At 66.3% G+C, this 24,062-nt stretch carries 19 protein-coding genes and 2 pseudogenes; 4 read left to right on the top strand and 17 right to left on the bottom strand.

Annotated elements, in window-relative coordinates:
• Positions 1-1,076: pseudogene (locus AWC27_RS12035) on the top strand (secretion protein EspK); the annotation flags it as partial.
• 79 nt (positions 1,077-1,155) lie between these two features.
• On the top strand, positions 1,156-2,007 hold the full coding sequence (locus tag AWC27_RS12030) for a hypothetical protein (protein ID WP_085670690.1): 852 nt from the start codon (positions 1,156-1,158) through the stop codon (positions 2,005-2,007).
• Between the two features lie 7 nt (positions 2,008-2,014).
• On the opposite strand, the gene eccD is transcribed toward AWC27_RS12030, so the two are convergent.
• The 14 genes and pseudogenes from eccD to espM all read right to left on the bottom strand — a co-directional run bounded on the left by eccD (position 2,015) and on the right by espM (position 19,746).
• On the bottom strand, positions 2,015-3,550 hold the full coding sequence (eccD, locus tag AWC27_RS12025) for a type VII secretion integral membrane protein EccD (RefSeq protein WP_085670689.1): 1,536 nt from the start codon (positions 3,548-3,550) through the stop codon (positions 2,015-2,017).
• On the bottom strand, positions 3,547-5,898 hold the full coding sequence (locus tag AWC27_RS33155) for a MinD/ParA family ATP-binding protein (RefSeq protein WP_139836940.1): 2,352 nt from the start codon (positions 5,896-5,898) through the stop codon (positions 3,547-3,549). Before AWC27_RS33155 ends, eccD begins: the two co-directional genes overlap by 4 nt.
• Positions 5,899-6,013: 115 nt before the next feature.
• The gene (locus tag AWC27_RS12010) at positions 6,014-6,301 is read right to left on the bottom strand and encodes a WXG100 family type VII secretion target (RefSeq protein ID WP_083116128.1); all 288 of its coding nucleotides are present in this window, start codon (positions 6,299-6,301) and stop codon (positions 6,014-6,016) included.
• Between the two features lie 37 nt (positions 6,302-6,338).
• Positions 6,339-6,641 carry a WXG100 family type VII secretion target gene (locus tag AWC27_RS12005; protein ID WP_085670687.1) on the bottom strand — a complete coding sequence of 101 codons (303 nt, stop codon included), beginning with the start codon at positions 6,639-6,641 and terminating at the stop codon, positions 6,339-6,341.
• An 89-nt stretch (positions 6,642-6,730) separates the two neighbouring features.
• On the bottom strand, positions 6,731-7,831 hold the full coding sequence (locus tag AWC27_RS12000) for a PPE family protein (RefSeq protein ID WP_085670695.1): 1,101 nt from the start codon (positions 7,829-7,831) through the stop codon (positions 6,731-6,733).
• Positions 7,832-8,089: 258 nt separating this feature from the next.
• Entirely contained in the window at positions 8,090-9,847 is a 1,758-nt protein-coding gene (gene eccCb1 / locus AWC27_RS11995; protein WP_085670686.1) for a type VII secretion system ESX-1 FtsK/SpoIIIE family ATPase EccCb1, read from the bottom strand.
• A 159-nt stretch (positions 9,848-10,006) separates the two neighbouring features.
• Positions 10,007-12,229, bottom strand: a pseudogene (eccCa, locus tag AWC27_RS11990) (type VII secretion protein EccCa); the annotation flags it as partial.
• Positions 12,226-13,674, bottom strand: coding sequence for a type VII secretion protein EccB (gene eccB, locus AWC27_RS11985; RefSeq protein WP_085670685.1), 1,449 nt, complete (start codon positions 13,672-13,674; stop codon positions 12,226-12,228). The pseudogene eccCa and the gene eccB, both read right to left, overlap by 4 nt.
• Before the next feature lie 3 nt (positions 13,675-13,677).
• Positions 13,678-15,399 (bottom strand): type VII secretion AAA-ATPase EccA, encoded by a 1,722-nt coding sequence (gene eccA / locus AWC27_RS11980; protein WP_085670684.1) that lies wholly within the window; start codon positions 15,397-15,399, stop codon positions 13,678-13,680.
• Complete coding sequence (locus tag AWC27_RS11975; protein WP_085670683.1) at positions 15,396-15,947, bottom strand: DUF2694 domain-containing protein; 552 nt, start codon at positions 15,945-15,947, stop codon at positions 15,396-15,398. The genes eccA and AWC27_RS11975 overlap by 4 nt, the downstream gene beginning before the upstream one ends.
• Before the next feature lie 40 nt (positions 15,948-15,987).
• Positions 15,988-16,863 carry an ESX secretion-associated protein EspG gene (locus tag AWC27_RS11970; protein WP_085670682.1) on the bottom strand — a complete coding sequence of 292 codons (876 nt, stop codon included), beginning with the start codon at positions 16,861-16,863 and terminating at the stop codon, positions 15,988-15,990.
• A gap of 2 nt (positions 16,864-16,865) precedes the next feature.
• Entirely contained in the window at positions 16,866-17,174 is a 309-nt protein-coding gene (locus AWC27_RS11965; protein WP_085670681.1) for an ESX-1 secretion-associated protein, read from the bottom strand.
• 66 nt (positions 17,175-17,240) lie between these two features.
• On the bottom strand, positions 17,241-18,509 hold the full coding sequence (locus AWC27_RS11960) for an EspA/EspE family type VII secretion system effector (RefSeq protein ID WP_085670680.1): 1,269 nt from the start codon (positions 18,507-18,509) through the stop codon (positions 17,241-17,243).
• 238 nt (positions 18,510-18,747) lie between these two features.
• The gene (espM, locus tag AWC27_RS11955; protein WP_245847013.1) at positions 18,748-19,746 is read right to left on the bottom strand and encodes an ESX-1 type VII secretion system transcriptional regulator EspM; all 999 of its coding nucleotides are present in this window, start codon (positions 19,744-19,746) and stop codon (positions 18,748-18,750) included.
• A 459-nt stretch (positions 19,747-20,205) separates the two neighbouring features.
• On the opposite strand from espM, the gene AWC27_RS11950 reads away from it, so the two are divergent.
• Positions 20,206-20,499 (top strand): WhiB family transcriptional regulator, encoded by a 294-nt coding sequence (locus AWC27_RS11950; protein WP_085670694.1) that lies wholly within the window; start codon positions 20,206-20,208, stop codon positions 20,497-20,499.
• Positions 20,500-20,627: 128 nt separating this feature from the next.
• On the opposite strand, the gene AWC27_RS11945 is transcribed toward AWC27_RS11950, so the two are convergent.
• Entirely contained in the window at positions 20,628-21,038 is a 411-nt protein-coding gene (locus AWC27_RS11945; RefSeq protein WP_085670693.1) for a nitroreductase family deazaflavin-dependent oxidoreductase, read from the bottom strand.
• Between the two features lie 54 nt (positions 21,039-21,092).
• Positions 21,093-21,929 carry an SDR family oxidoreductase gene (locus AWC27_RS11940; protein WP_085670678.1) on the bottom strand — a complete coding sequence of 279 codons (837 nt, stop codon included), beginning with the start codon at positions 21,927-21,929 and terminating at the stop codon, positions 21,093-21,095.
• A 127-nt stretch (positions 21,930-22,056) separates the two neighbouring features.
• On the opposite strand from AWC27_RS11940, the gene sigI reads away from it, so the two are divergent.
• Entirely contained in the window at positions 22,057-22,920 is an 864-nt protein-coding gene (gene sigI / locus AWC27_RS11935) for an RNA polymerase sigma factor SigI (RefSeq protein WP_085670692.1), read from the top strand.
• A gap of 137 nt (positions 22,921-23,057) precedes the next feature.
• Here the strand turns inward: sigI and AWC27_RS11930 are convergent, their stop codons facing one another.
• A complete protein-coding gene (locus AWC27_RS11930; protein ID WP_245847014.1) occupies positions 23,058-24,050 on the bottom strand; it encodes a MinD/ParA family ATP-binding protein in 993 nt (330 codons plus the stop codon).
• Between the last annotated feature and the right edge of the window lie 12 nt (positions 24,051-24,062).

The following is a 24,062-nucleotide window of genomic DNA, read 5'->3' as shown; positions in this document are numbered from 1 at the left end:
CGGGCGGGTTCGGATCGGGCGGGGGCGGCGCCTCGACCGGCTCGGGCCAGAGTGCGGGAACCGCTGCGGCCTCCGGCGCGGGTTCGCGTGCCGCGGGCGGACGGGCACCGTTGGGTCCGAGCGGCAAAGCGCCCGCAACGGCGACCCCCCGGGCCGCCTCCGCGCGCACCGCCCCTCCTGCGCGTCCGGCACCCCCACCCGAGCGTCCCGACGATCACGACAAAGACAAGCCGGAATCGGTGGATTCGATCACGCCGTCGCCGTCGATCCCGGTGTCGGCCGCCCGCAGGGCGCGCGACGCTGCCGCCGCGGCCGCGCGCCGTGGCAGCAAAGACGACTCGTTGCGATTGGCCCGGCGCATCGCTGCCGCGTTGAATGCGGCCGACGTCCGCAGGGACAGCGACTACGGATTCTTCTGGATCACCGCGGTGACCACCGACGGGGAGATCGTGGTGGCCAACAGCTACGGGCTGGCCTACATCCCCGACGAGGTTCAGTTGCCGGCCAAGGTCTACATGGCCAGCGCCGACCACGCGATTCCCGCCGACGAGAAGGCACGAACGGCCACCTATCCGATCATGGCCGTGCAGGGCTGGGCGGCCTACCACGACCTCAAGCTGCGGGCCGTGATCGGCACCGCCGAGCAGCTGGCGAACTCCGATCCGGGTGCGGCCAAGATCGTGCTCGAAGACGATGACATCCCCGACAGCGGCAAGATGACCGGCCGGTCGCGGCTGGAGGTGGTCGACCCGTCGGCGGCGGCGCAGCTGGCCGACACCGATGATCTGCGATTGATCGATTTGCTGCCGCCGGCACCGGCCGCCGAGAATCCGCCCGACGACGAGCGGCACATGTTCTGGTTCGACTTGATGAAGCCGATGACCAGCTCGGCCAGCGGTCGCGAGGTCGCCCACCTGCGGGCGTTCCACGCCTTTGCTGTGCACTCTCAGGAGCTGGCCTTGCACCATGCGCATAGCGCAGCCGACCCGGAGACGCAGCGTCCGGCGATCGCCGACTGGATGTACTGGCGCTACGTCGCAACACTGCTCGACAGCGCGCTCACCGGTGCCGCCTGAGCGCAGAAATTGCCGCAATGGCGGTCCGCACACCTCGGGTAAAATTTGCTGATGGGTTACGTAGAGAAGGGATGCTGCGATGGCTGAACCGCTAGCCGTCGATCCCGCCCGCCTCATTTCGGCGGCGAGCAAGCTCACCGAGCTGACCTTTCCGACGCCGCCCGCTCCGATCGCGGCGACGGGGGCGGACCCGGTGTCGGCAGCGATCAACGAAACCATGCCGGGCATCGAATCGCTGGTTTCCGACGGGATGCCGGGCGTGACCGCCGCCCTCAAGCGCACGGCAACCAGCATGACGACCGCCGCTGACATCTATGCCAAAGCCGACCAATCGCTGGGCGCCGCGTTGAAGCAGTTCGGCTTCGACGCCGACGGCCAGGCGCTGGGAGCCAATGCGCTGGGAGCCAATGCGCTGGGAGCCGGTGCTGCCGGGGGTGTGACGGGTGCGGCGGCCAAGTTGATGGGTGCAGCGGGGACGCCGGAGGGGGCGGCCGCGGGCCTGGTCGGGGCCCCGGCAGCGGTGGCAGCACAGGTCGGAGCCGCGGTAGGCGTGCAGGCCGCTGCGCTGGCGCCACGCATTGCCGCGACGATCCCGCAGTTAGTGACGCTGGCCCCAATGGGCGCCCAGATGGGCCAGCAGATGTCCCCGATCGTGCAGACCATCAGTCAGAGCGCGCAGCAAGCCGGCCAGCAGGGCGGCGGCGCACCAGCGCCGGCTCCAGATGCCGGCGAAGCCAAGCCGGCCGAGGAAGCCAAGAAGGACGACGAGACCGAGGAGCAGACCGAGGCCGCCGCGCATGAGGAAACCGCAGGCGGAGCCGCTGCGGGTGCCGCCGGGAGCGCCGGGATGCTGGGCAGCGTTCCGCTTGCCGGTCCGCCGGGCGCAGCCGGTGGCAGCACGTCGTCCAGCTCGACCGCGTCGAACCTCTAGCAGCGCCTCAGAACCGGATGTTGCGCACCAGGTCGTAGACCCCGGTGATCCACAGCAGCAGCGGAATGATCGACGCCACCATGGCGCCGTCGAGCAATTCCAGCAGCCGTTTCATCACCGGCGACACGCGGCGGACCTGCGCCATCGAACCGACAATCACCAGCGCGACCACCGCGCCGCCGACATAGATCGCCAGCATCATCCACGCATAGTGCGGGTACCAGAGGGTGAGTCTGACCGCCAGACCCGTCGGAATCACGACGGCGGCCGCCAGCAACGCCCAGGCGCACCACCGCTCGGCGTACAGCCGCGAGCGGAATCCGCAGATCACCGCGATCAGGCCCGCCACCACCAGGCTGTGGATGAAGAAGTGGCCGCGGACCAGCACCGCGATAGCACCGACCGCCAGGATCAGGGTGCCGGCCGTGACGTAGCCGATCAGCAGTTGCTTAGCCAGCTTGCTGCGTTCGGTGAGCCGGGCTGCCGACGCCGGCACCGACGCGATGATTGCCTGCCAGGTCGGCGTCTCGTCGCTGGTGGCCTGATCGGCGGCGACGGGGTCGAGCAATTCCTCGTTGTCCACGGTTTCGCCCGGAACGGGAATCGGCGGCAAGGCGATCCGCGCGACGGCCACGGTCAGCTTGGCCGCATTCGTCACGATGAACAGCCCGAAGGCGATCGCGCCGGCCGGCACCCAGTGCTGGTAGCCATAGCCGAACGCGATCGCGGCGAAAATGGCCGCGATGATCGTGATCACGACAAACGAGCCCAGCTCGTGGCGCTGGCGTGGGCCGCCGCGCGTCATCAGCGTCAACAGCAAGACGGCGGTCGCGGCACCGGCCAGCTGGGGTGCGCCCAGTGAGGTGACCCCGCGCGGCAGCGGGACCGCTATGGCCGCAGCACCCGCGATCAGCGGATAGCCCGCCAGCAGCAGACACTCCGAAAGGTGCGCATTCTGGTAGAACCGGTGCGCCACAAAACTGGCCACCAGCACCGCGATGCCCACCAGGCCGATGGCCAGTGGCCAGAACAGGCTGCGCCCGGTGGCCCACCACGCCCACATCGCGACTGCGGTTATGGGCACGGTCAGGACCGGGATCGCCACGGCGATGAACCGGTCCAGCGCTTTGCGGTCGAACTCCGGCGATTCGTCGAGTACTGCGATGGCGTCGATGACGTCCTCGACCAGCGGGCGATATCGCTCAGTGCGGCTCGCCGATACCAGGGTGAGCAAGGACCCGTCGACAACGCCGGCCTCGTCCAGCGACTGGTCGAGCTTCAGCGGCGGCGAGCCGGGCCGCGCGAAGGTCCACACGCCCTGGGCGCCGAAGTCGAAGCCGGCCAGGATATCGGCCGGGGTGTCTTCGAGGAGATCGGCCAGCACCGCGACGGTTTCGTCGATGTAGGTTTCCATCGGCACTGCCGCCGGCAGCACCAGATCGGTCATCCGTTTACCGGTAAGGATCGTCACCCGGGTGGTGGCGGGCCTGGCCGGAGTGGCCCCCGCGGCGGTCGAGCCGGTGGCAACAGCAGGTGCGCTCAACGACGTCCAGCCCTTTCAAAATCGTCGGACAGCGCTGCGGCCAGTTCGAGCACCCGTCGCCGATAGACGGGGCCCAGCTGGTCCAGCTGGATTTCGGCGCCGGTCGCGATGTGCTTGTCGAACGGAAGGAGCACAACGCGTGCGGGCTGAACTTGTTGTTGGAACTGCCGCACCAATTGCTTCTCGGCGACGTTGGTTTCGCCCAGTGCGACGTGGTTGATAACCACGCAGGCGCGGCTCAGCAGATCCTGGTAGCCGTTGTTGCGCAACCAGTCCAGGGCGATCTCGGCTTGCTTGGCGCTGTCGACCGACACACTCGTCACGATCACGATCGCCGACGCCGTTTCCAGCACCCCGAGTGTCACCGGGTCGAAGAGGCCGGCGCCGCAGTCGGCCAGCACCAGGTTGTAGAACTTCGAGACGGTGTCGACGGCCAGACGTAGGTCTTGTCCGCTGAGTCCGCGTTTGGCGGCGGTGTATTCCGCGGCCGGCAGTATCTCGAGATTGGCCGCGTTCACGCTGGTGTGCGCGCGGATGTCGTTGTAGTGCGACAAGTCCTTGTCCGCGAGCAGATCGGCGATGGACGACGGCGACGTACGGCCCGCGCGCTCGCCAAGATTTCCCGCGCCGGGGTCGGCGTCCAGAACCAGGATGCGATCGCCGCGGACCTGCGCGAGCGTGGTGCCCAGCGTGACCGTGGTGGTCGTCTTGCCCGCGCCGCCCTTGAGGCCGAGGATCCCGATCTGATAGGAACCGCGCGGCTTTCTGGCCACTCGGGTATGCAGGTCCAACTCGTATTTCTCGTCGCGGGTGAGGCCGAAGTTGATGCGGGTCAGCTTGTGCACCCAGCGCCGCCAGCCTCGTTTCGACACGAGTTTGCCGGGCTTCGCGGGCGTTGGCTGCGCAGTAACCGGAACGGGCTCGATGAGCGGTTGCGGCGCCGGGGGCGGTTGCGGCGCTGGGGGCGGTTGCGGCGCCGGGGCCGGGGACTGAGCCGCCGCGGCCTCCTCGGCGCGGCGCCGGGCGCGCCGGCCGATCGTTGGCTCGGGCGTTGAATCGTCTTGTGTGGCAAGAGGAGTGGTGTCGGCGGGTGGAGGCTGCGCAGGGCCGCCCTGTGGCAGCCATGCGAACGGGGCGCCGCCGTCATCGTCTTCGCGGTAGCGGTGGCGCCGCACCCGTGGCGTCGGCGGAGTTTGCGGAGGCGGGGGCGGAATCGGCGGCGGCTGCGGGGGACCGGCGACGCGCGGCCGCCGCGGTAGTGAGGGCACGTCCGGGGAGTGGGGTGGTCCGCCGGCCGGCGGCCGCTCGGGCGGGGGCTGACGTGGGGGCGCCGTCTCTGCGATCGGCCCTCCGATTTGCATGGGTCGGGTGGCCGGTATGGGACCCGACGGCCGCTCATGTGCACCCGGGCGCGGCGGCGGCGGGGCTGGATGCTGGACCGGCCGACGCGGTCCGGCCGGAATCGGCGGCCCTCCGGCTGACGGCTGTGCTGTCGTCGGTAGCGCCGACGGCGGTTGCGGTATCACCGACGGCGGCTTCGGGGGTGCCGGCGGAGGTTGCGGTGGCGCCGGCGGAGGTTCGGGTGCTGCCTTCGGTGGTTCGGGCGGTGGTTCGGGTGCTGCCTTCGGTGGTTCGGGCGGTGGTTCGGGTGCTGCCTTCGGTGGTTCGGGCGGCGACGGTGGTTCGGGCAGCGGTACAGCCTCGGCATGTGGTGGTTCCGGCTCGCCCTGCGGCGGTTCCGGTGACACCGGCGGCCGCCCACCGATCGGCATCGGCGGAGGGGAGGGTTTAGGTTCTGCCACTTGGGGTTCCGCGGAAGCTTGCGCCGGCTCGGGTCCCGCCGTCGGTGGTTCGGGTTCCGCCGTCGGTGGTTCGGGTTCCGCCGTCGGCGGTTCGGGCGGAGACAGCGATTCGGGCGGAAACGGCGACTCAGAGGCAGCCGGCGGGGTCTGCGCCGTGGGCGGCGGTCCGCCGATGGGCATCGGGGGAGGGGCCTGCGGCGCTTCGGGCGCGGCCGGCCGGACTGGCGCCGGTCCGGCGATCGGCATCGGCGGCACCGACGATTTGGGTCCGGCCGAGGACGCGCCACCGGCCGGCATCGCCTCCGGCGGAGGCTCGGCCTGCTTCCGGGGCAACTCGGGCGGTGCGGGGGGGGGTTCTACCGGGGCCGGCTTGGCCGGGGCCGACGCGAACGGCTGGGACCAGTCGATCGGCGGCGGCATCTCGCCGTTGGGCTTGGGGGGCGGCGGGTAGGAGTCACCCGCACCGAAATACGACTGCTCGGAATCATCTTCGGGAGGCTCGGTACCCTCGGTCGGCCGAAAGAGCTTGTCATAATCGGCCGGCATCAGAACCTCTCAGAAGTTCGCCAATAGAACAAAGCACGAGAAGGGGCGAGATCCCCCGAGGGGTTGAACTCGCCCGATCTCGTGCTTCGGTATTCTACGCGAACGTAGTGTTGACCTACGCGAACATCCCGGTGACGTTGCCTTCGGTCGACTGCATGTGCTGACCGGCCTCGCTGATGGTACGAGCCAGGTTCTGCAGCGAGGAGTTCAGCTCCTGAGCGGTGGCGTCCCACTTCTGCTGAACCTGCTCGTAGGCGCCCTGGCCGGCACCGGCCCACGCGGACTGAAGCTTGGTCAGGGACTGCTTGCCCTCGTCCAGCAACGAGTGAATGCTGGTGACATTTCCCTGAATCGAGCTGGCCGCGGCCTCGATGCCCGCGAAATTCCACTGCTGTTCTGTCATGTTTTTGCTCCGTTTCTTTTGAGTATTTGGGGGTTAATCAGAAGCCCATTTGCGAGGAAAGCGCTTGCTGCTGCTCCTCGTCGGCCCGCTGGTATTGGACGCCGGCCTGACGAATGTTGGTCGAAATTTCGTCAAGCTCCGCCTTTTGCTTGTTGGCCGCCTCTTGGAAACGGACCACCGCAGCCTGGGCAGCCTGACCGGCCGCACCCTGCCACTGGCCCTGCAACGTAGCTGCGGTGGACTCCACCTGGTCGATCTGGGTCTTCAGGTCGCCGGAAATCCGCTCGAAGTTACCTGCCTCTTGCGCGAGGGCAGCGGCATCAGTCTTCATCTCTGCCATGCTGGACTACTTTCTCTCTTTCCATTCCTCGCCATGGTTGGCAAGTCTTCCGGCCCGGTTGGCCGGGAAGTCTGTGGTGCCGGCACGACTCACCAGTCGTCCTCGTCCCAGTCGTCGTCTTCGTGTTCTTCCCGCTCTTGGGTGAGCGGCGCGGGAGCGGCCAGGCCCGGGCGGGTGGAGCCGCCGGCGCCGGCACCCTGGCCCATCGCACCGCCACCGACCGGGGCCGCGCCACCCGTCGCCGACGATCCGGCGGCTGCGGCGGGCATCACCGGAGGGCTGACGGGCTTGTCGACCAGTCCGGTCATCAGCGGCGTCCGCGCCAGCGTCCCCCCGGCACCGGGCAGGGTCTCCCCGCGCAGGAGTCCCGCGCCGGTGCTCGGCCCCGATCCGCCCGCCAACGGGTGGTTGGACAGCGGACTGGTTCCGACCAGACCCATCTCAGCCCCGTCGTCGCCCAGGCCGGTGCCGGTGCCGCCAGAACTGCCCATCTGGCTGAACATCGACGACATCTGCTGGGCCGGCTGGCTCAACTGCTGCATGGGCCCGCTCAACTGCGCGACCTGCCCGGCGGTGGCTTGAAGCTGCTCGGCGGGAACGCCGGTGACCTGAGAAGCCATGCCCAGGAGCGGGCTGGTGGACGACATGCTCTGGCTCATCCCCGGATCGAGGATCGAGGTCATCGGCTCGATCTTCTCGAACAACGTGTTGGCCAGCGTCTCCGCCTGGTAGATGTCCATCGCCACGGCGGCCTGGGTCCACATGCGGATGAAGTAGTCCATCTCGTTGAAGGCGATCGGCACGGTGTTGATGCCGAAGAAGTTGGTGGCCGTCAGGATCGCGGTGGTGATGTGGTTGGCGGCGATCTCCACCAGCGACGGCGTGGTCTCCATCGCCTGCGTGTACGCGGCGGCTTGCGCGGTTGCCTGCAGGCCGCGTGTCTTGGCCTGCGTCGAGGCGGTTTGCAACCAGGTCACCATCGGCAGCGCGGCCGCGATCGCTTTGTCGCTGCTGCCGCCGGTCCAGGCCTCCCCCAGAGAGTTCAGCCGTGCGGTCAGCTCGACGGCCTGAGCGTCGAGGGCCGCGGCCAGCGCCGCCCACCCCGTGGCTGCCGCGAGCATCGGCGCCGGACCGGCGCCGGCCATGAGGCGTGCCGTGTTCAGCTCCGGTGGCATTGCGTGCCAGAACATCGTGACCACTCCTCTCTGGGTTGCGACGTGTCTTTAAGTCGGGGCTGTCAGAGGACGACTGCGGCGGTGCTGTCGTTATCGTCTGACATTTCTGCATTTGCCTGGTATTCGTTTATTTGCGTCCCCGACATAAACCGTTCGTTCCTGGCCGGAAACAACTTGCCGGCAGTGCTTCCGGGCTCGATTTCGATGAGCTTCGGGGCCCTGCTCCGGTGCAATGAAATAATCCTAACCGGGGGTTGGGGGTGCTGCGAACACTTATTCTGCGAGCTCGTCCGGGGGCTCAATGTAGGGGGCCTGGATGACCTCCTTGCCGTCGGGTGAGACGAGAAATGCCTGGCCAGGAGGCCGCCGCTTGACCTTGAACTCGCTTGAGGGGAACTCCTGCTTCTCCCCGGAAAGGAACATCGTCGGAGCACCGGACCCGAATGCGGCGCCGACGAACTTGTCCATGGTTGCCTTGTAGGCCTGGCTCATCTGACAGGTGACAATGATGTGCAACCCGATATCCGCCGCCGCCGGTAATAACGGTGCCAATGGCGCCATTGGGGGCATCCCACCGGCGGCTCCAACGATCATGTGCCAGTCGTCGACCAGAAGAACGACGTCGAATCCGCTCCACCACGACCGCGAGCGCAGCTGTGCGGTGGTGAGGTCGGTCGGTGGCAGCCGTTTCTTCAAGTTGACGGCCAGCGCCTGAACGGCCTCGTCCAGACTCGAGCTGTTTCGGTTGATCGCGCCGGCTTGCAGGAGGTGCGAATCCGGCACCGCGTCCAGTAGCCCGGAGCGGTAGTCGGCGAGCATGAAGCGCACCTGGTCGGGACTGTTGCGAGCGCAAATCGCCCGGGCGATCGCATGGGCGATCGTCGTCTTGCCGGACTTGGCCGCACCGAAGATCAGCAGGTGCGGGTTGGTATGCATGTGGCTGTATGCCGGCTGCATGTCCGTCTCGCGCAGCCCGATCGGGATCTCCCAGCGGGTGCGGTAGTCGGCGTCCGGGCCGGGTGGGTTCGGATCGAGCTCGTATAGATGGATGCGTTCCGGCAGAACCCGGACCGGCGGTGCCTGTTCGGTGTGCTGGGCGGCGATCTGCTCGACTCCCGCGGTGATCGCCTCCACCAGGTTCTCGGTGCTGTGCACGCCGTCGAACCGGGGCACCCCGATCATCAGGTGATGCTTTTCCATCGACACCGCGCGCCCCGGCCGGTTCGCCGGGATTTCCCTGGTGATGCGGTCGATCTGGGTTTCGTTGACGTCGCCGAGCCGGAATTCGATCTTGGTGCCCAGGTAGTCGCGGACCCGGGATTTCAGTTCCGTCCACCGGGGGGTGGAGATGATGACGTGGACGCCGAACGCGAGTCCCTGCGCGGCCAGATCCTGGACCTGTCCTTCCAGGTCGGGGAACTCACCGATAAAACCCGGCCAGCCGTCGATGACCAGAAAGACGTCGCCGTACGGGTCGGCGGCGACGGGCTGGCTGGGGTCCTCGCGCAGCTGTCGATACATCGCGATCGACCCCACCCGGTGTTCCTTGAACATCTGCTCTCGTTGCCGCATAACGGCTTGCATCTCGGCGACCACCCGGTTGACCTTGTCGGGCTCCGACCGGTTCGCCACCCCGCCGACGTGCGGCAGGTTCTCCAGGTAGATCAGACCGCCGCCGCCGAGGTCGATGCAGTAGAACTGCACGTTGCGTGGCGAATGAGTGGCCGCGGCCGACATCACCATCGTTTGCAGCAGGGTCGACTTCCCCGTCTGGGGCGCTCCACCTATGCCGATGTTGCCGCCCGCCCCGGACACGTCCACACCCCATACGTCCTGCAGGTGGCGGCGGGGTTCGTCCATGATTCCCAGGGCAAAGCGCAACGGCTGCCGCCGGTCGCGCGCGATGAGCTCGTTGAGCGGGGTCGGATCCACCAGCGGCGGCAGCCACATCTTGTAGGCCCGCGATTCGGCGGTGCCGAGTTGGTCCAGCACCACCTCGCGCAGCGTCCTGGTCTCAGTGGCGGGGGTCATTGGCGCCGCTCCTTCTCATCGCTACGCTCTGCATCGTCACCGGCGCGATCATCGCGTCAGTGCTCCCTCGATCGCATCCGCATCAGCCCCGTTGCCGGCCCCACCGACGGGCCCGGACTCCCCATTGGGGCTTCCGTTGGGGCCGCCATCGGGTGACGTCTCCTCCACCACCGGTGCCGCGGTGAACTTGCGGATCCGCACAGCCTGCTTGGGCGCCTGCCGGCTGGGCCCGCTGCCGTCGCCGTTGGTGTCGGCGCCGGCGGGCGGGACGTACGGACCGCTGATGTAGAAGGTGCTGAATTTGATCGGGTCTTCCATGCCGACCCGAAGAAACCCGACACCGCTTTCCTTGTTGGTGATGTACTGCGCCTCCGGGGTACCGATTACCGCCTTGGACTCGTGAGAGCTGGTGGTACGCAGGGCAATACGGTAGGTGAGGTTGGGCTCGAGCTTGTCGATGCGAACGCCGCCGGTCTGCAGCGACTGGGTGGCCAACAGCAGGTGCACCCGCAGCGACCGGCCTACACGGCAGATCCGGTCGAACAGACCGATGAAGTCGGGGTGACTTTGCAGCAGCTCGGCGAACTCGTCGACAACCACGAAAAGCGTTGGCAGCGGGGGTAAGTCGGCGCCGCGCTCGCGGTACTTCTCGTATTCGGCCACACCCGAGAGCGCGCCGGCGGCGCCCACCTTCATGCCGGCCTGCCGTAGGATCCCCTGGCGACGGTCCAGTTCGCCGGTCAGCACTTCACCCATCCGGCTGACGAGCTCGGCTTCCTCGGCCATGTTGGTGACCACGGCCGCGGTGTGTGGCAGCTTCTCCATACCCAGGAAGGTCGAGCCGCCCTTGAAGTCGGTGAGCAACAGATTCACCTGATCCGGGTGGGTCATAGCCACCAGCGACAGGATCAGCGTCCGCAGGAATTCCGACTTTCCGGAGCCGGTGGTTCCGATGAGCATGCCGTGTGGCCCGCCGCCGAATTCCGCGCCTTCCTTGATATCCAGGTACATCACGTTGCCGGTCTTCAGTTCGTGCCCGAACGGAATCTTGAGCCGGTCCCGGTCGGTGTCGGTGTACATCCGCCAGCGGGACGGGACGATGTCCTCGACGGTTTTAGCGCCGACCAACTGATGCCATTCCGAGGCCACCTTCTTCTGGACGCGCTGTGTCTTGTCCATGATGGTGCCGGTGATCGACCACCCGGCCAGCTTCCTGGCCAGGCGGGTGGCCTGTTGTGGCGTCATGCTGTCGGCGGCCGAGGCCACCAGCCGGAAAGCCTGACCGGGCAGGCGGTCGTCGGCGCTTCCGTCCTCATCGACCCGGATGCGGTAGGCCGACCCGCGGTGGTTGCCCAGCGTGATCACTGTGACGCCGGCCCGGCCGTCGGGCGGGAAGCCGGCCTTGCCGCCGGTCAGATCGACGACGACGACATAAGGTCCGGTGGGCAGCGTGTCGGGTGCATGCGGACCGCGCGCGGCCAGATCGGCCAACCCGTCGGGGCGGGTGGAGATCATCCGGACCGCGCCGGCGGCATCGGTCTCGGTTTGATGCTGAACGTGCGGCAGCCACTTCAGCCAGGACCAGTCCGGATCGTCGGGATCCTCGGTGAGCACCCGGATCTGCAACAGGTCCGGCGGGTGAAACACGGCCAGATGGCAGATCATCGCGGTTAACAGGCGAGCGGCTCCGTCTAGGTGCCCGCCTATCGCGATGGTGGGAAAGGTGCGCAGTTGCAACAGTTTTGGGCAATCGTGGATCAGCCCGTGGGTGCGCAGGAACTTGACCACCCACATGTGGCTGACCGGCTCCAGGAACGGCTGCGGTGCTGCGGTGGCGGCCGCCAGTTCGCCGCCCACGGCGGGCTTGAGCAGCCGGTCCACCGCCGGCTGGTCACCGATCCCGATGCGGGTGGCCGCATAGAAGTCGCTGTTGGCCGGCCGCGACCACTGCCGCTGGGTGCCGACGATGGACAGGAGATCTTCCGGATGGGGAGCGTGGTAGGAGAAAAACGCGACCTGAGAGCTGGCAGAGGAGGTCACCCGCGAGCGCAGCCCGGCCAGATAACGCAGGTACTCCTTGCGGTCGGCGTTGAGCTCGGGCACCTTCTTGCCGCCACCGCCGGTGCCACCGGCCATGCCGCCGACCATCATCATGACCATCATCAGCGGCATCATCAGCATGTACGGCGAGAGTTGCTTGCCGCCGGCGAACATGATCGCGATCATGCCGACCATGCAGCCGCCCATCACGTACGGAAGCACCTTCTGCACACCCGAGGGCGGGATATCGATGCCCAGGTCATCCGGTGGCGTGAGGCTGATCTCGCCCGGGGTCAGGCGGGGACCGCGCGTGATCGTGGGGGTGAATTTCTTTGTCGTCATTGTGGAGCTCCGGGGGTGGCGCCGGCGGGAAGTTTTCGGGGGCTCGGGTCAGCGGGCAGTGTTTCGTGTTCGAGCAGGGCGGCTTCCTTGGACAGCACCGGCCCATCAACCAGCAGGCGGATGACCTCCCAGGGTGCGGTCTTGGGTGAGCTCAACCCCAGCGCCTTGGCCGAATCTGCGTTGGGCACTCCGTAGCGAACCCCTTCGGGATCGATGTAATACATCGATTCGCCGTACCGCGGATCGGGTGACTGCAGCTGCACGAACTTGCCGCCGTCGATGTAAACCGTTGCGGTGCCCTGTATCTGCTTGATGCCGGCATTCATGGACGACGGCGGAATGGGCAGGTGCCGGCCGGTGAGCACAGTTGTCTTGGGCGCCTGGTCACCGGCCGCGCGTTCCCAGTTCCAGCACAGCACCGGCTCATCGGGCCGTGATGTGAGCTTTAGTGGTTCGTCGGGCAGCGGTGAGCCGTAAACCCGTTCGGGGATTCGCACGACCAGGCTCGGCACCACTGCGGGCGGCGCAACCAGGCCGTGCGATTGAGTGGCCCGCAGTGCCTGGGCGGTGGTCGAATTCACCTGCGCGATGCCATCGGGCAGCACCACATAGTATTGCGGGCCCTTGTCGCTGTGGATTTGGAATACCGAGCCGATAACGAGATCGTCGGGCAGCCCGAGCGAATTCGGCGTGCCCGCGCCCGGTATCGGCGGCAGCTGCCAGGAGCCCATGTTGGGCAGCGCGTTGAACATGCCTTCGGAAATGGGCACGGGCTTGGCGCTGACCGCGATTCCCATCGCCGAGCCGATCGCCCGGTCGGTGAGATCGATCGAGTGCCGCCCCTTGGAGGTGACGATCCAGGTCTGGCCCTGGTAGATCGCCAGCAGCGCCTCGTTCGCTTTGAGTGGATCGATCGACGGGTCGATTGCCAAAGGCATTGCCAGCACCGCGGTTTGGACCGAGGGGTTGGCGGTGTCGGCCCGGGCGACGGTGTCGCACAGGGTCCAGATCGACTTGCTGTCGCCGGCAATCGGCGTTGCGTAGGGGGCCCCGGGGATCCCGATCGTCTGGCCCAGTGGCAGCTTGCTGAGTTCCGAGGACTTCACCGTCGCGGGGCTGGCCGGGTTGCCCAGCACCAGCCGCGCCGAGGTCAGGTTATAGACCGGATGCAACTGCCCCGACAAGATCACATACAGCTGGTTGGTGCTGCGGTCGGTGAGCAGGCTGGTGCCGCCCATCTTGCCCTGGGGTTTGAAGTAAGCCAGTAGCCCGGCGCCGACCAGGATCAATACGGCGATCACAATGCCGAGCCCCACCGAGCGGCTATAGAACTGCAGTGGGTCGTCGAACATGCGAGTGTCGCGCCGCACGATGGCGTGCTCGAGCCGGCGAAGCAGGAAGCGCCAGCCGCTAACCTGAACCTTGGTGGTCAGGCGAAGCCCCATTGTTCACTCTCTCATGTTCAAGTGGGCATGGACCGCGGCGATCGCCTCGGCCATGTCCGCGCCGTTGATCTCTTGTAGACGATCCACGTCCAAAGCCTCGATGTCGAGGCCCTGCGCCAGACGCATGTCCCGGCACTGCTCGGCGGCCTCGACCAATTGCCGTGCGTACCGGCCATTCCCGGCGATATCGAGGGCCGCGCGGCCGCGCAGCGTACGGTCATGCAGCACCTTGGCCGCCTCCAGAAACTCGTCGGCGGCTTCGGTGGTCAATGTCGAATCATTGGCACTGGCAATGACTTTGGCGATGTCTAGAAGCTCTTCGGGGCTGTAGGTGTCGAACTCGATGCGGGTGGCAAATCGCGATCGCAGGCCTTCATTGGTTTCCAGCAGCCGATCGATGTCGTTGCTGTAGCCGGCGATGATGACCACCAGCCGGTCCCGGTCGTTCTCCATCCGCGCCAGCAGAGTGTCCATCGCCTCTTGCCCGAAGGGGTCGGTGCGCCCATCGCGTTCCTGGACCAATGCGTAGGCCTCGTCGATGAACAGCACCCCGCCCAGCGCCTGGTCGATGGTCTTGGCGGTCTTGACCGCCGACTGCCCCTCGTATTCGGCGACGAAGTCTTTTCGCGACGTCTCGATGAGCTTAGGTTCGGAGATGACACCCAACCCGGCCAGGATGTTGGCCACCACCCGCGCGATCGTGGTCTTGCCGGTACCGGGAGGACCGGTGAAGATCATGTGCTTGCTGGGCTGGGCGACCTTCATGCCCTTGGCAGCGCGAACCCGGGCCAGCAGTGTTGCCGCCCGGTACCGCTCGATCTGTGTCTTGACCCGGGTGAGGCCGATCTGGCGATCCAGTTCGGCCTGCGCCTCGGCCAGCAGCTTCTCGCGGCCCGAGTTGTCGGTGACGACGCTGGCCGGGTCCCAGGGATCCGAACGGGAGGCGATCTGTTCGGCGGTGGTCGTCTTCAACCGGTACGACGAATCTTTCAGCGCCGCCGCCACTTTGGCGTCCGGGTGGGTGGTCTGCAGCCACTCCAGCAGCGCGACGGCCGCGTCCTCGTTGCCCTGACTGCGCCGGGCCATCGCCAGGTACCACGCGATCGCGCGCGCACAGGCCTCGCCGGCCGGCGTGTCGTTGGCCTCGGTGAGTCGACGTTCGGCTTCGGTGAACAAGGCCAGGTTCGCCGCCGCCACCCCATGCGCTACGGCTGCCGCACCGGCCAGGAACTTGTCCGGCCATTTCCCGGCGCCCTTGACCTCGTCGATGACATCGGTCCAGCGTTCTGCGGCGCCGTAGATCACTGCCTTCATCCACGACACCAGATGCTCGGAGCCACCCACCGCGCTGGCCTCGATGGCCTCCATGGCGTCGGCGTAATTGCCCTGTGCCGCTTCGCTTGCGGCAAATCCCATGGTGATCGCCAAGGGTGAAGTGACCGGGTAGGTGATGTCGCCGTAGAGGCCCCCGATGGGAACGCGTGCGCCCAGCGTGCTCATCGAAACCTGCACCGAGCCCGAAAGCTGCCCGAAGTTGCGCCGTGAGTACCAGGCCCGGAACAGCGTCACCCGGTCGGTGTCGCCGCAACGGATCCGGCCGATCCACGCGTCGCACGCCGACTCGTCGTAATTGGTGATTTCGGTGAACATGTCCATGGCGCGCGTCTCCGACAACGGCACCATTCCGACGGCGCTCTCGAATAGACCGGCCAGGCGATCAGTCATTTATCACCGTTGTAGCGGGAGGTGTAGTCGACGTCGTAACGGGTGGCGAACACTTCTGCTTCGGCGGCCGCTGCCTGTTCCGGCGTCGGCAGATTCAGGGTCATTTGCAGGAAATCGAGCAGCATGGCGCTTTGCTCTTCGCCCTCGCCCGTCATCTCGCTCATGTTCTCCACCATGAAGGTGTGCTGGGCCCCGCGCGCTTTTTGCCGGGCAAGGTCGGCAATCACGAATATCTCTTCGGCCAGTGCCGATTCGGACATCTTCGACGCTTTGTCCGTCACCTCGACCATCTGAATCCGGCCGTCCATCATCGTCGTAACCGACACCGACCCTTGGGGGTTGGTGACGGTGAACAACGCCAGGTCGGGCTCTTCCTCCTTCTCGGTGAGCCCATGCAGCGCGTCCAGGTCGGTTCCAGAATCGTCGGTTTGCACTGGCGGCGCGAAATCGTCGAGCGCGTCAAGCGACGACTCTTCGACGGCGCCGCCTCCGGAGAAATCCAGTGCGCCCAGATCGTCGCTGTCGTAATCGTTCCCGGGCAGGTCCACTATGGCGTCCCTTTCTGAACTCGTAACCGAAGATTGGAAGTCAGCCTCGGAAGGAGGCTTGGGCGTGATCCGAGGCGTGATCCGAAGTGCGATCCAACCAGGATCCCGCGGGTAGCAGCTCCAGCAGGCCGTCCAGCGCGCGCTGCAGATTCTGCTTGGTGCCGGGCAGGAAGCTTCCGTACAGTTCGCCGGCGACCCTGCGCGGCAGCGAAACCAGCCTGCCGTGCTGGGAGTCGAGCACACCGGCCGCGGCTTGGGTGTGCGTGGTGGTGCCGCCGGGATGACGTTGACTGGCGACGATCTCCACCCAGCTGCTTGGGTTGCTGACGATTTCTGCGTAGATGCGCGCGGTGGCGGGCGTGACGCCATGCTGGACCAGTTGAGCCGCCGTCGTGCACTCGGCCAATTCACTGGCGACACCGGTCAGCGGCTCGACGTTCGCGGCTTCGGCGTCGCCCAGCACGGTGTTCACCATGCCCGCCAGGCCCACTTGTGGGGCCACGAACTGCAACACCAGCATGTCGCCGTCGCGAACCGCAACGACGTGCGTGTCGTCCTGCCGGCACACCACGAAGCGCACCATGACTCCGCCGGTGCTGTCGGCGATGTCGCGCCGCCACCAGCGACCCTCCAAAGCCCGGTCCGGTCTGCTGAGCGTGTTGACCATCGTCGCGACCGCGGGATGCGGCTGGCCGAAATGATCCAGCACTCCCTGCTCGGTGAGGTCACGCTGCACCTGGTCCCAGACGAGGTCCCTGAGGTCCTCTTGCGGAATGTTTTGTCGGATCCCAAGCGCGACTGGGAAATCAACCAGGTGCAACCGGTCGGCGATCACCAACATGCCGTCGATGGTCACCTCGACGCCGACGACGTCGTCGACGAGGCCCGCGCGACCGGTAGCGAGCGGACCGGACATGATCAACCGAAGATCTTGTCGATAATGCCGGCCAGGCCTTGGTCGGCGTTGAGGTAAGCGCCGGCGGCCGACAGCAGATTCGTCGCCAGCCCGCCGGTGACCCCCTGCAGACCGACGCCGGTGTTGGTGCGGTTGGTTTCGACCTGCTGCAGCGCGTCGTTGAACTTCGACGTGAACGTGCCGTGGGTGGCGATGACGCGCTGGGTAATCCCTTGCGGGGTAGTGGTGGCGGTTTTGAGCTGGCCGACGATCTCGTTCTGCATGCCCGCCAATACCTTCAAGAACGAAGGCACGACATTGAGAACTGACATGGGGTGGACCCTTCCTTTACGTTTTTCTTTTTACTCGCGATGGCTTTGGCTGGCTACGAATTTGGCTTAAAGGACGGTGCCGCCGGAAGTCTGCTGCCCGCCGCCGGCACCGGCGTCGATCGGTGCGCGCTCGGCACCGGCCGTGCCCGCGCCCGCGCCGTCTTCGTCGTCCTTCTTCTCGTCGCTGACGAGCGTCGCCTGCTGTTGCTGGCCACCCTGCTGAGCCTGCGAGGAAATCATCTGCGCCTGTTGGCCGGCCATGCTGCCCAGCTGGCCCGGCCCGCCGCCCATCGCTGCCAGCTGTTGCAGCTGCCCCATGGTCGCGGTCACCGAACTGACGGCCGGCAACTGCGCGAAGTTGAGCAGGTTGGCGAAGCTGAGGGTGGGTAGGCCGGCGAAGCCGCCCAGGAAGTCGGGCAGATTAGCCAACTCAGACCAGGTCGGCAGCTTGCCCAGGCTGCCGCCGAAGCCCGGTAGTAGTTGGCCCAGGCCGGGCAGGCCGGGGAACATGTCGGGAATGCTGGGCAACCCGGGGAGGCTGGGGAATCCGGGAATCAGCCCGCCCATGTCCGGCAGGTTGAGGTCCGGGAAGCCCGGGATGGACGGCCATTGGAAGTCGGGCAGGCCCGGAATCGGCAGGTTGAAGTCCGGAACGCCCGGGACCGGTGGCCACTTGAAGTCGGGCAGGCCGGGGATGTCGGGCAGGCCCGGAATCGGGATGTCGGGCAACTGCGGCGGCCACAGGCCCGGGATGTCCGGGATCCCCGGGATCGGAATGTTCGGCAGCCCAGGGAACTTGGGCAGGCCCGAGAGTATCGAGAGCAGATTGCCGCCGATTCCCAACAGACTGGCCGCGTTCATGGCCGTCATGATCGTGAGGTAGAGCAGCGCACCGCCGACGACGGCCATCGCTAGCCCGCACGAGGGGATGGCCAGCGCCACCGACGCGACATCGCCGACAATCCACAGGTGGTCTTCAAGCCATTTGCAGGCCTTGTAGACGCCGTCGATCATCTTCTTCATTGCGCGTAGGACGTCGCGGGTGTTCGAGACGTATTTGGCTTGATCAGAGATCACGTTGCCGGTGAGATTGTCCAGATCGCCCATCAATTTGGCGCGCAGCTGCTGAGCGATGTTCTGGTTCAAATACGCGTCGGCAGCTTGGCCGAGCCAGTTGGTGCCCGGAATGGCCAGGCCCATCTTGTCGGTGATTTGCTTGAATAGCGTCGAACCAGTGTTGAAGATGTCGCCCGGGTCGGGGATGCCTTCACCGAGCAATAACAACTGGCCCCAAATAAAGTTGCTGGTGGTCCTGCACATCCCGCTACCGGACATTTAAGTGGTTCCTTACGCTCGCTGTTTTATAGGCACTTATTCTTTTGTGTGCCCCTTTGGTCTGCACGTTGAGCTTAGCAGCGCTGCAAGGGGGGTAGATGCACGAATTTTTCGGTGAGGCTGGCACTTTCGCGCGCACGGCACGCAGAACTGCACGGTGCAATATCGCCGGTGACGGCCGCGTTCCCGGGGTGTTGAATCGGAGCATTTCAGCGTATGACGGCACCGGGGATCGACCTCAATTGATCTGTGCGATGAGAGCTTCGATTGCCTCGGCCGCTTCGACGGGCAAAGCTTCCTCGGCTTCGGCGCGAACGACCATTTCTTCTGCCACTCCGGCCGCTTGTGCGGTCTCGGCAGTGGAAAGATTCGCCCGCCGGCGCGCGGCATATAGACGCTGCGCCAGGGTGGCACCGGGAGCGGTCGCACCGAGTGTCATTAATTTGTCGTGATGACGGCGAACTGCGCTTAGCGCTTTGATCAGTTCCGGGGTAATCCGGCTGATGCGAGTTGCTTGTACGGCAATCGCTTCGAGCTGGCGTAAATCGGCGAGGATCGGTGCTGCACGTTCGGTGAAATCGGGGTCCTCGGGCGACGGTAATGCGGCGATGGCCAGACTGCAGGTATCCACGGCAGCGGCGACGGCCTGCGCGATGAGCGACGCCGGGCCGTCGGAGGGCGACACTTCCGGGGCCGCGTCAGCGACCGGGGTTGCGGTCTGCGGTCCGGCCGGCTCGCCCTGACGGATGCGGGCGATGGTCCCGGCGGGCCATTGCAGCACTTCCTCGAGCTTGGCCCGGGTCCGTTCGCGGGGCCAGCTGCGCCCCTTCTCGAAGGCGATGAGCGCGCCCGCATTGATGATGCCGTCGGCAGCGAGGCTGCGCTGGCTGATGTCGAGTTCACGACGGCGCGCCGCGGCGGCTGCACCCGCCCGCGCCAGACCGGGATCGGCTTCGTTGCCCGGCGGGTCTTCCGATCCGTCTGCCGACGGGCTGACGACTTCGAAGGTCAACGCCTTGCCTCCAGTGGGATCGCCGAACCGGACGGTTGTCTTGTCGCTGACGGTCACAGAGCCCTCGCGTCGTCCGTCGACGAACATACCGCTCGGGCTGCTGTCGACGACCCGCCACTGTCCATCATCGGACACCGCACCCAGATATTGCGCAGAGATTTGCGGGCCATCGATTCGTGTGCCGGCCTGCGGTTCGCGACCGATGGTCGACTCGGCATTAGGCATCTGCGCAGATTCCTCGCTCGCAGGCAGTGAAGGGGGTGCTAAAGGGGACAGCACGGTGCTCGCTCCGCTTCTCAACATGCTAACCATTGCACCCCTTCAAAGCCATACCTTCGCTACGTTTCCTGGCCCGGGGCCGCCTCTACGGCTGGACCGGCGACCTACTGGCTAAACCGGCCCGCCGCTACGGTTGAGCATACCCTGAACCATCGCAACGCGAAACAGTTTGTTCAACGAAAAGCTGCCGGTCCGCCCGGTCTCTCCGCGGATACATAGCTGACCCGAGGGGTATAAGACCTGGTAATGCGAGAAAAGCGCAGTACGGAGAGCCCTTCCGGGGCGCAGCCGTAGCGCTGCTCGACACACAGAATGGAATGAACTGTTGCACTGCGACGGTTTGTCCGATACAGTTCTGCAGCAGCAGCCACAAACCTGCAACGCTTTCAGGAGGCAGTAAAGATGATGACCGCAACGACAACCTTGCACGAGGTTCCGCTGGGCGTTTGCTTCCAAGACCCTGACCGCTGGACGGAGACTCCGGACGACGAGGCCAAAACCATGTGCCGGGCGTGCCCGCGCCGGTGGATGTGTGCCCGCGACGCCGTCGAGTCGTCGAACGCCGAAGGCCTGTGGGCCGGGGTGGTCATTCCTGACTCTGGCCGGGCGCGGGCATTCGCGCTGGGCCAACTGCGGTCCCTCGCGGAGCGCAACGGTTACCCCGTGCGTGACCACCGGGTGACTGCCAGGTCGGCATAACCGACGTGCCCATTCGGGCATCCGGACCGCTGCTTCGAGGGGTCTGCGGTCCGGGCCGGTGAACTGCCAAACATGTATGCAGCGCGAGAAATCGAAAGATTTCTCGCGCTGCTTTCGTTTGTGCTCGGCTATTCCTGGATCGGGTCGAATCGGAAAACCGCGACCCGGCCGGCCAATGCCTCGAATTCGTCGGGCGTTCCGTCGCGCACCATGCCCGAGCGCTTGGCGAACGCCACCCCGACCGGTACCTCGACCGGGAATACACGCAGCACGGGCCGGGCTTCGTCGGGGCTCAACTCGACGATTTTGACGTGCCGGGAGCGCCGTCCGCGGGCTAGCGTGCCGGTGCCGGCGGCGCGGGCGTTCGCCGCCCAGTCCGCGCCTGGATACCCGGCCACCACGTAAAGGCTGCCGCCGAACTCAAAAGGCGTCATCGGTGTACTGCGTGGATGCCCCGATTTGCGGCCCGGCACGGTCAATACCATTGCCGGACCCGTCGGGATTCCCAGCTTTTGCACCGCCATCATCACTTTGTTCATCGGCTTGAGGTAGCGCGGGGGTTGTGGATTCACGCTGTCAGACACGTCCGCTCCTTAGTTGGTGAACAGGTGCCGGTGCGCCGACACCCATTCCGCGAATGTCAGCGCCGGGCGGTCAAGGATTTTCTCGACGTCGCTGGTCACCAGTGCGGGCTGGTCGACCGTTGTGGCCAGCATGGCGACGTATGCGTCGGCGAATCCGGCGGTGAACCCCAAGCTGATAAATCGTTGCCGCACCAACTCCGGCGGTGCCTCCCGGTATTGCAACGGGCGTTGCAGTGCGGCGCCGACCACCTCCACCAACTCTGTATTGGTCAACGACTGCGGACCGGTCATCGGGATCTTCTGCCCGACGAGGTCATCGGTGAGCAGCGCTCGCGCGGCGACCGCGGCGATGTCGCTTTCCGCGATCGGCGCGCTGGAGGCGGAGCCATACGGTCCAGCCACCACTTCGCCGGCCCGGATCTGCGCTGACCACATCCCGGCGAAGTTCGTCGCAAAAACGCTGGGCCGCAGGCTGACCCAGGCGAGCCCGGACTCAACCGCGAACTGTTCGGTCTCTTTGTTGCGGTCGCCGCGAAAGCGGGAGGGCTGCCGGGAGAAATCGTCGTCGGCGTTGATGGCCGACAAAGCGACCAGCTTGGTAACGCCGGCTGTCACGGAGCGGGCGGTCGTATCGGCGAGGGCCGGGCCCAGCGCGCGGGAATTGAGGAACACGGCGGAGGCGCCCGGCAGTGCGTCAGCTACTGACCCGACCACCTCCACACCTTTCGGGAACCCTGCGGTGCCGGGTGTGCGGGTGATGGCGCGCACCGGGGCGCCGGCCGCGACAAGCTCGGCGACGAGGGGGCGGCCGACATTGCCGGTCGCTCCGGTAACCACGATGGTCATGGGGATGGCTCTCCTTTGTGTCGAGAATGTGTTCGAGAACGTGCTCTTCACTCAGGACGGGCCGCAGCATGAAAAAGTTACCGTGGAAACGAGTAACTTTTTGCGCCGCCGAATCGTCCAAGAAGTCATGAGCACAGCCCCGTCGCCGAGTGACCACGTGGTGGAGGCTTGGCGCCGTCACCGCCCGTATCTGGTCAATCTCGGATACCAGATAATCGGTGATGTCGGTGACGCCGAAGACGTTGCGCAAGAAGCGTTTTTGCGGTTGTCCCGCACCGACCCCGACGAAATCGACGACGTGCGAGGCTGGTTGACCGTCGTGACCAGCCGGCTCTGCCTCGATCACGTGCGGTCGGCGCGGGCCCGCCATGAACGCATTCGTGAAATCGAGCAACCCGGCCCGCATCTCGATCCGGCCGACCGGATCACCCTCGACGACGAAATTCGCACTGCGCTGCTGGAAGTCCTGCGTCGGCTGAATCCAGGTGAACGGGTGGCGTTCGTGCTGCATGACGTATTCGGAGTGCCATTCGACGCGATCGCCGAAACGGTCGGCCGTCCGGTGGGCACCTGCCGTCAGCTGGCCCGGCGCGCGCGGGCCAAGTTCACTGCGGCACAACCGAAGTTGGGGGAGGTCGACCACGGCGAGCACCAGCTGGTCACCGAGAAGTTCATCACCGCCTGCGCCAACGGCGACCTGGCGGCGCTAACCGCGGTACTGGACCCGACCGTCTGGGGGGTTGGAACGATTCTTGCGGAGCCGTCGCCGCCGCCGCAGATCAATCACGGGCCGGATGCGGTGGGAAGCAACCTGCTGCGGTATCTGGGACCGGGCGTCACCCTGGTCAGCGCTCCCGCTGGCCAGCCCGTCGTGTTGGCGTTCGCCGAGCGGCAGCTCTTTGCCGTGATCGTGCTGACGATCCGCAGTCGTCTCGTCACCAAGATCGAGGCGACGGCCGACCCGTCGGCGCGATTCGGGCTACAGCCCTGACGCGACGAGGCCGGCGAGACGGGCCGACCGAAGTCGCAGCTAGCACAGCCGTCTCTGCTTCGGGCGACATACGACTAGCCGGGCAAAAGGAGTGTTACCTCCTGCGAGGGCCACTGTGGCGGATGTGACTCAATCGGTTAGCGCGCCGGCCGGCCCTCGCGCGCCTCGTCAGAAAGCGACGCAAAATAACCGGTGATCGTCGCCGCGATCTGTAAGAACTTCAGCCGTGTCGCGGCAGCCAGCTCATGGCGTACATCGATGACACCACCCGGCCGCAGGTGCGGATCGAAGGGCACCTGGACTACGGGCTGTCCGTGATCGACGAATTCGCGGGCCAGCAGCGACCGGGTGCGTTTGTCGGCGTGACCGTCAGAATCGTTGAGTACGACAATGCTGCGTTGCAGCAGACCCGTAAGGCCGTGATCGGAGAGCCACTCCAGGGTCTTGGCCGCGGCCGACGCACCGTCGGCCCACGGCGACGACACCACGATCAGCGCGTCCAGATCGCGCAGCACTTCCTGGGTAACCGTCGCATCCATCGTCGACCCGCAGTCGATGACCGAAATCGAGAAATGGCGATCCAGCCGCAGCGCGGCTTCCCGGTAGATCGCCGAATCGAGCACCCGGCGCGGACCGGAGGCCGGCTCACCGCCCAGCACGTACAGACCGACGGGATTGCGGCCCACTCGCGCGGTGATGTCAGCGAACGACTGCACATTCTTATCGGCCGTCAGTTCCCAGAACGAGCCGGTGGCTTGCGGATCGATGCGGCTACTCAGCCGGCCGAACGCGGTGTCGGCGTCGATCGCGACAACGCGGTCCTGCTGGCGCAGTTCGGCCAGGATCGACCCGACGCTGGCCGCCACGGACGTTTTCCCGACACCGCCCTTACCCAGCACGCCGACCTTGTGATTGCCGCGTAGGCCGGTTCGGATGGCTGTTTCGAACTGGGCGGCCTCGCGTTGCGCGGCTGACGGGCCGGGCCTGACCAGGCCGAACGTCATCAGCCGGACGATGCGGCGCCAGCCGCGGTCATTCGGACTCGGGCGCGTTCGCGCCGGCGGCTTGGCGAAATCGGCCCACGGCGCCGGCGGGGGTGCGGTTTCCGACAGCGGTGGCGGGGCCACCACGGGGGGCCGGGG

The organism is Mycobacterium szulgai (genome assembly GCF_002116635.1).
GTDB classification, from domain to species: Bacteria; Actinomycetota; Actinomycetes; order Mycobacteriales; family Mycobacteriaceae; genus Mycobacterium; species Mycobacterium szulgai.
The sequence above is the reverse complement of the archived record's forward strand: the minus strand, read 5'-3'. Positions and strand labels throughout refer to the sequence as shown.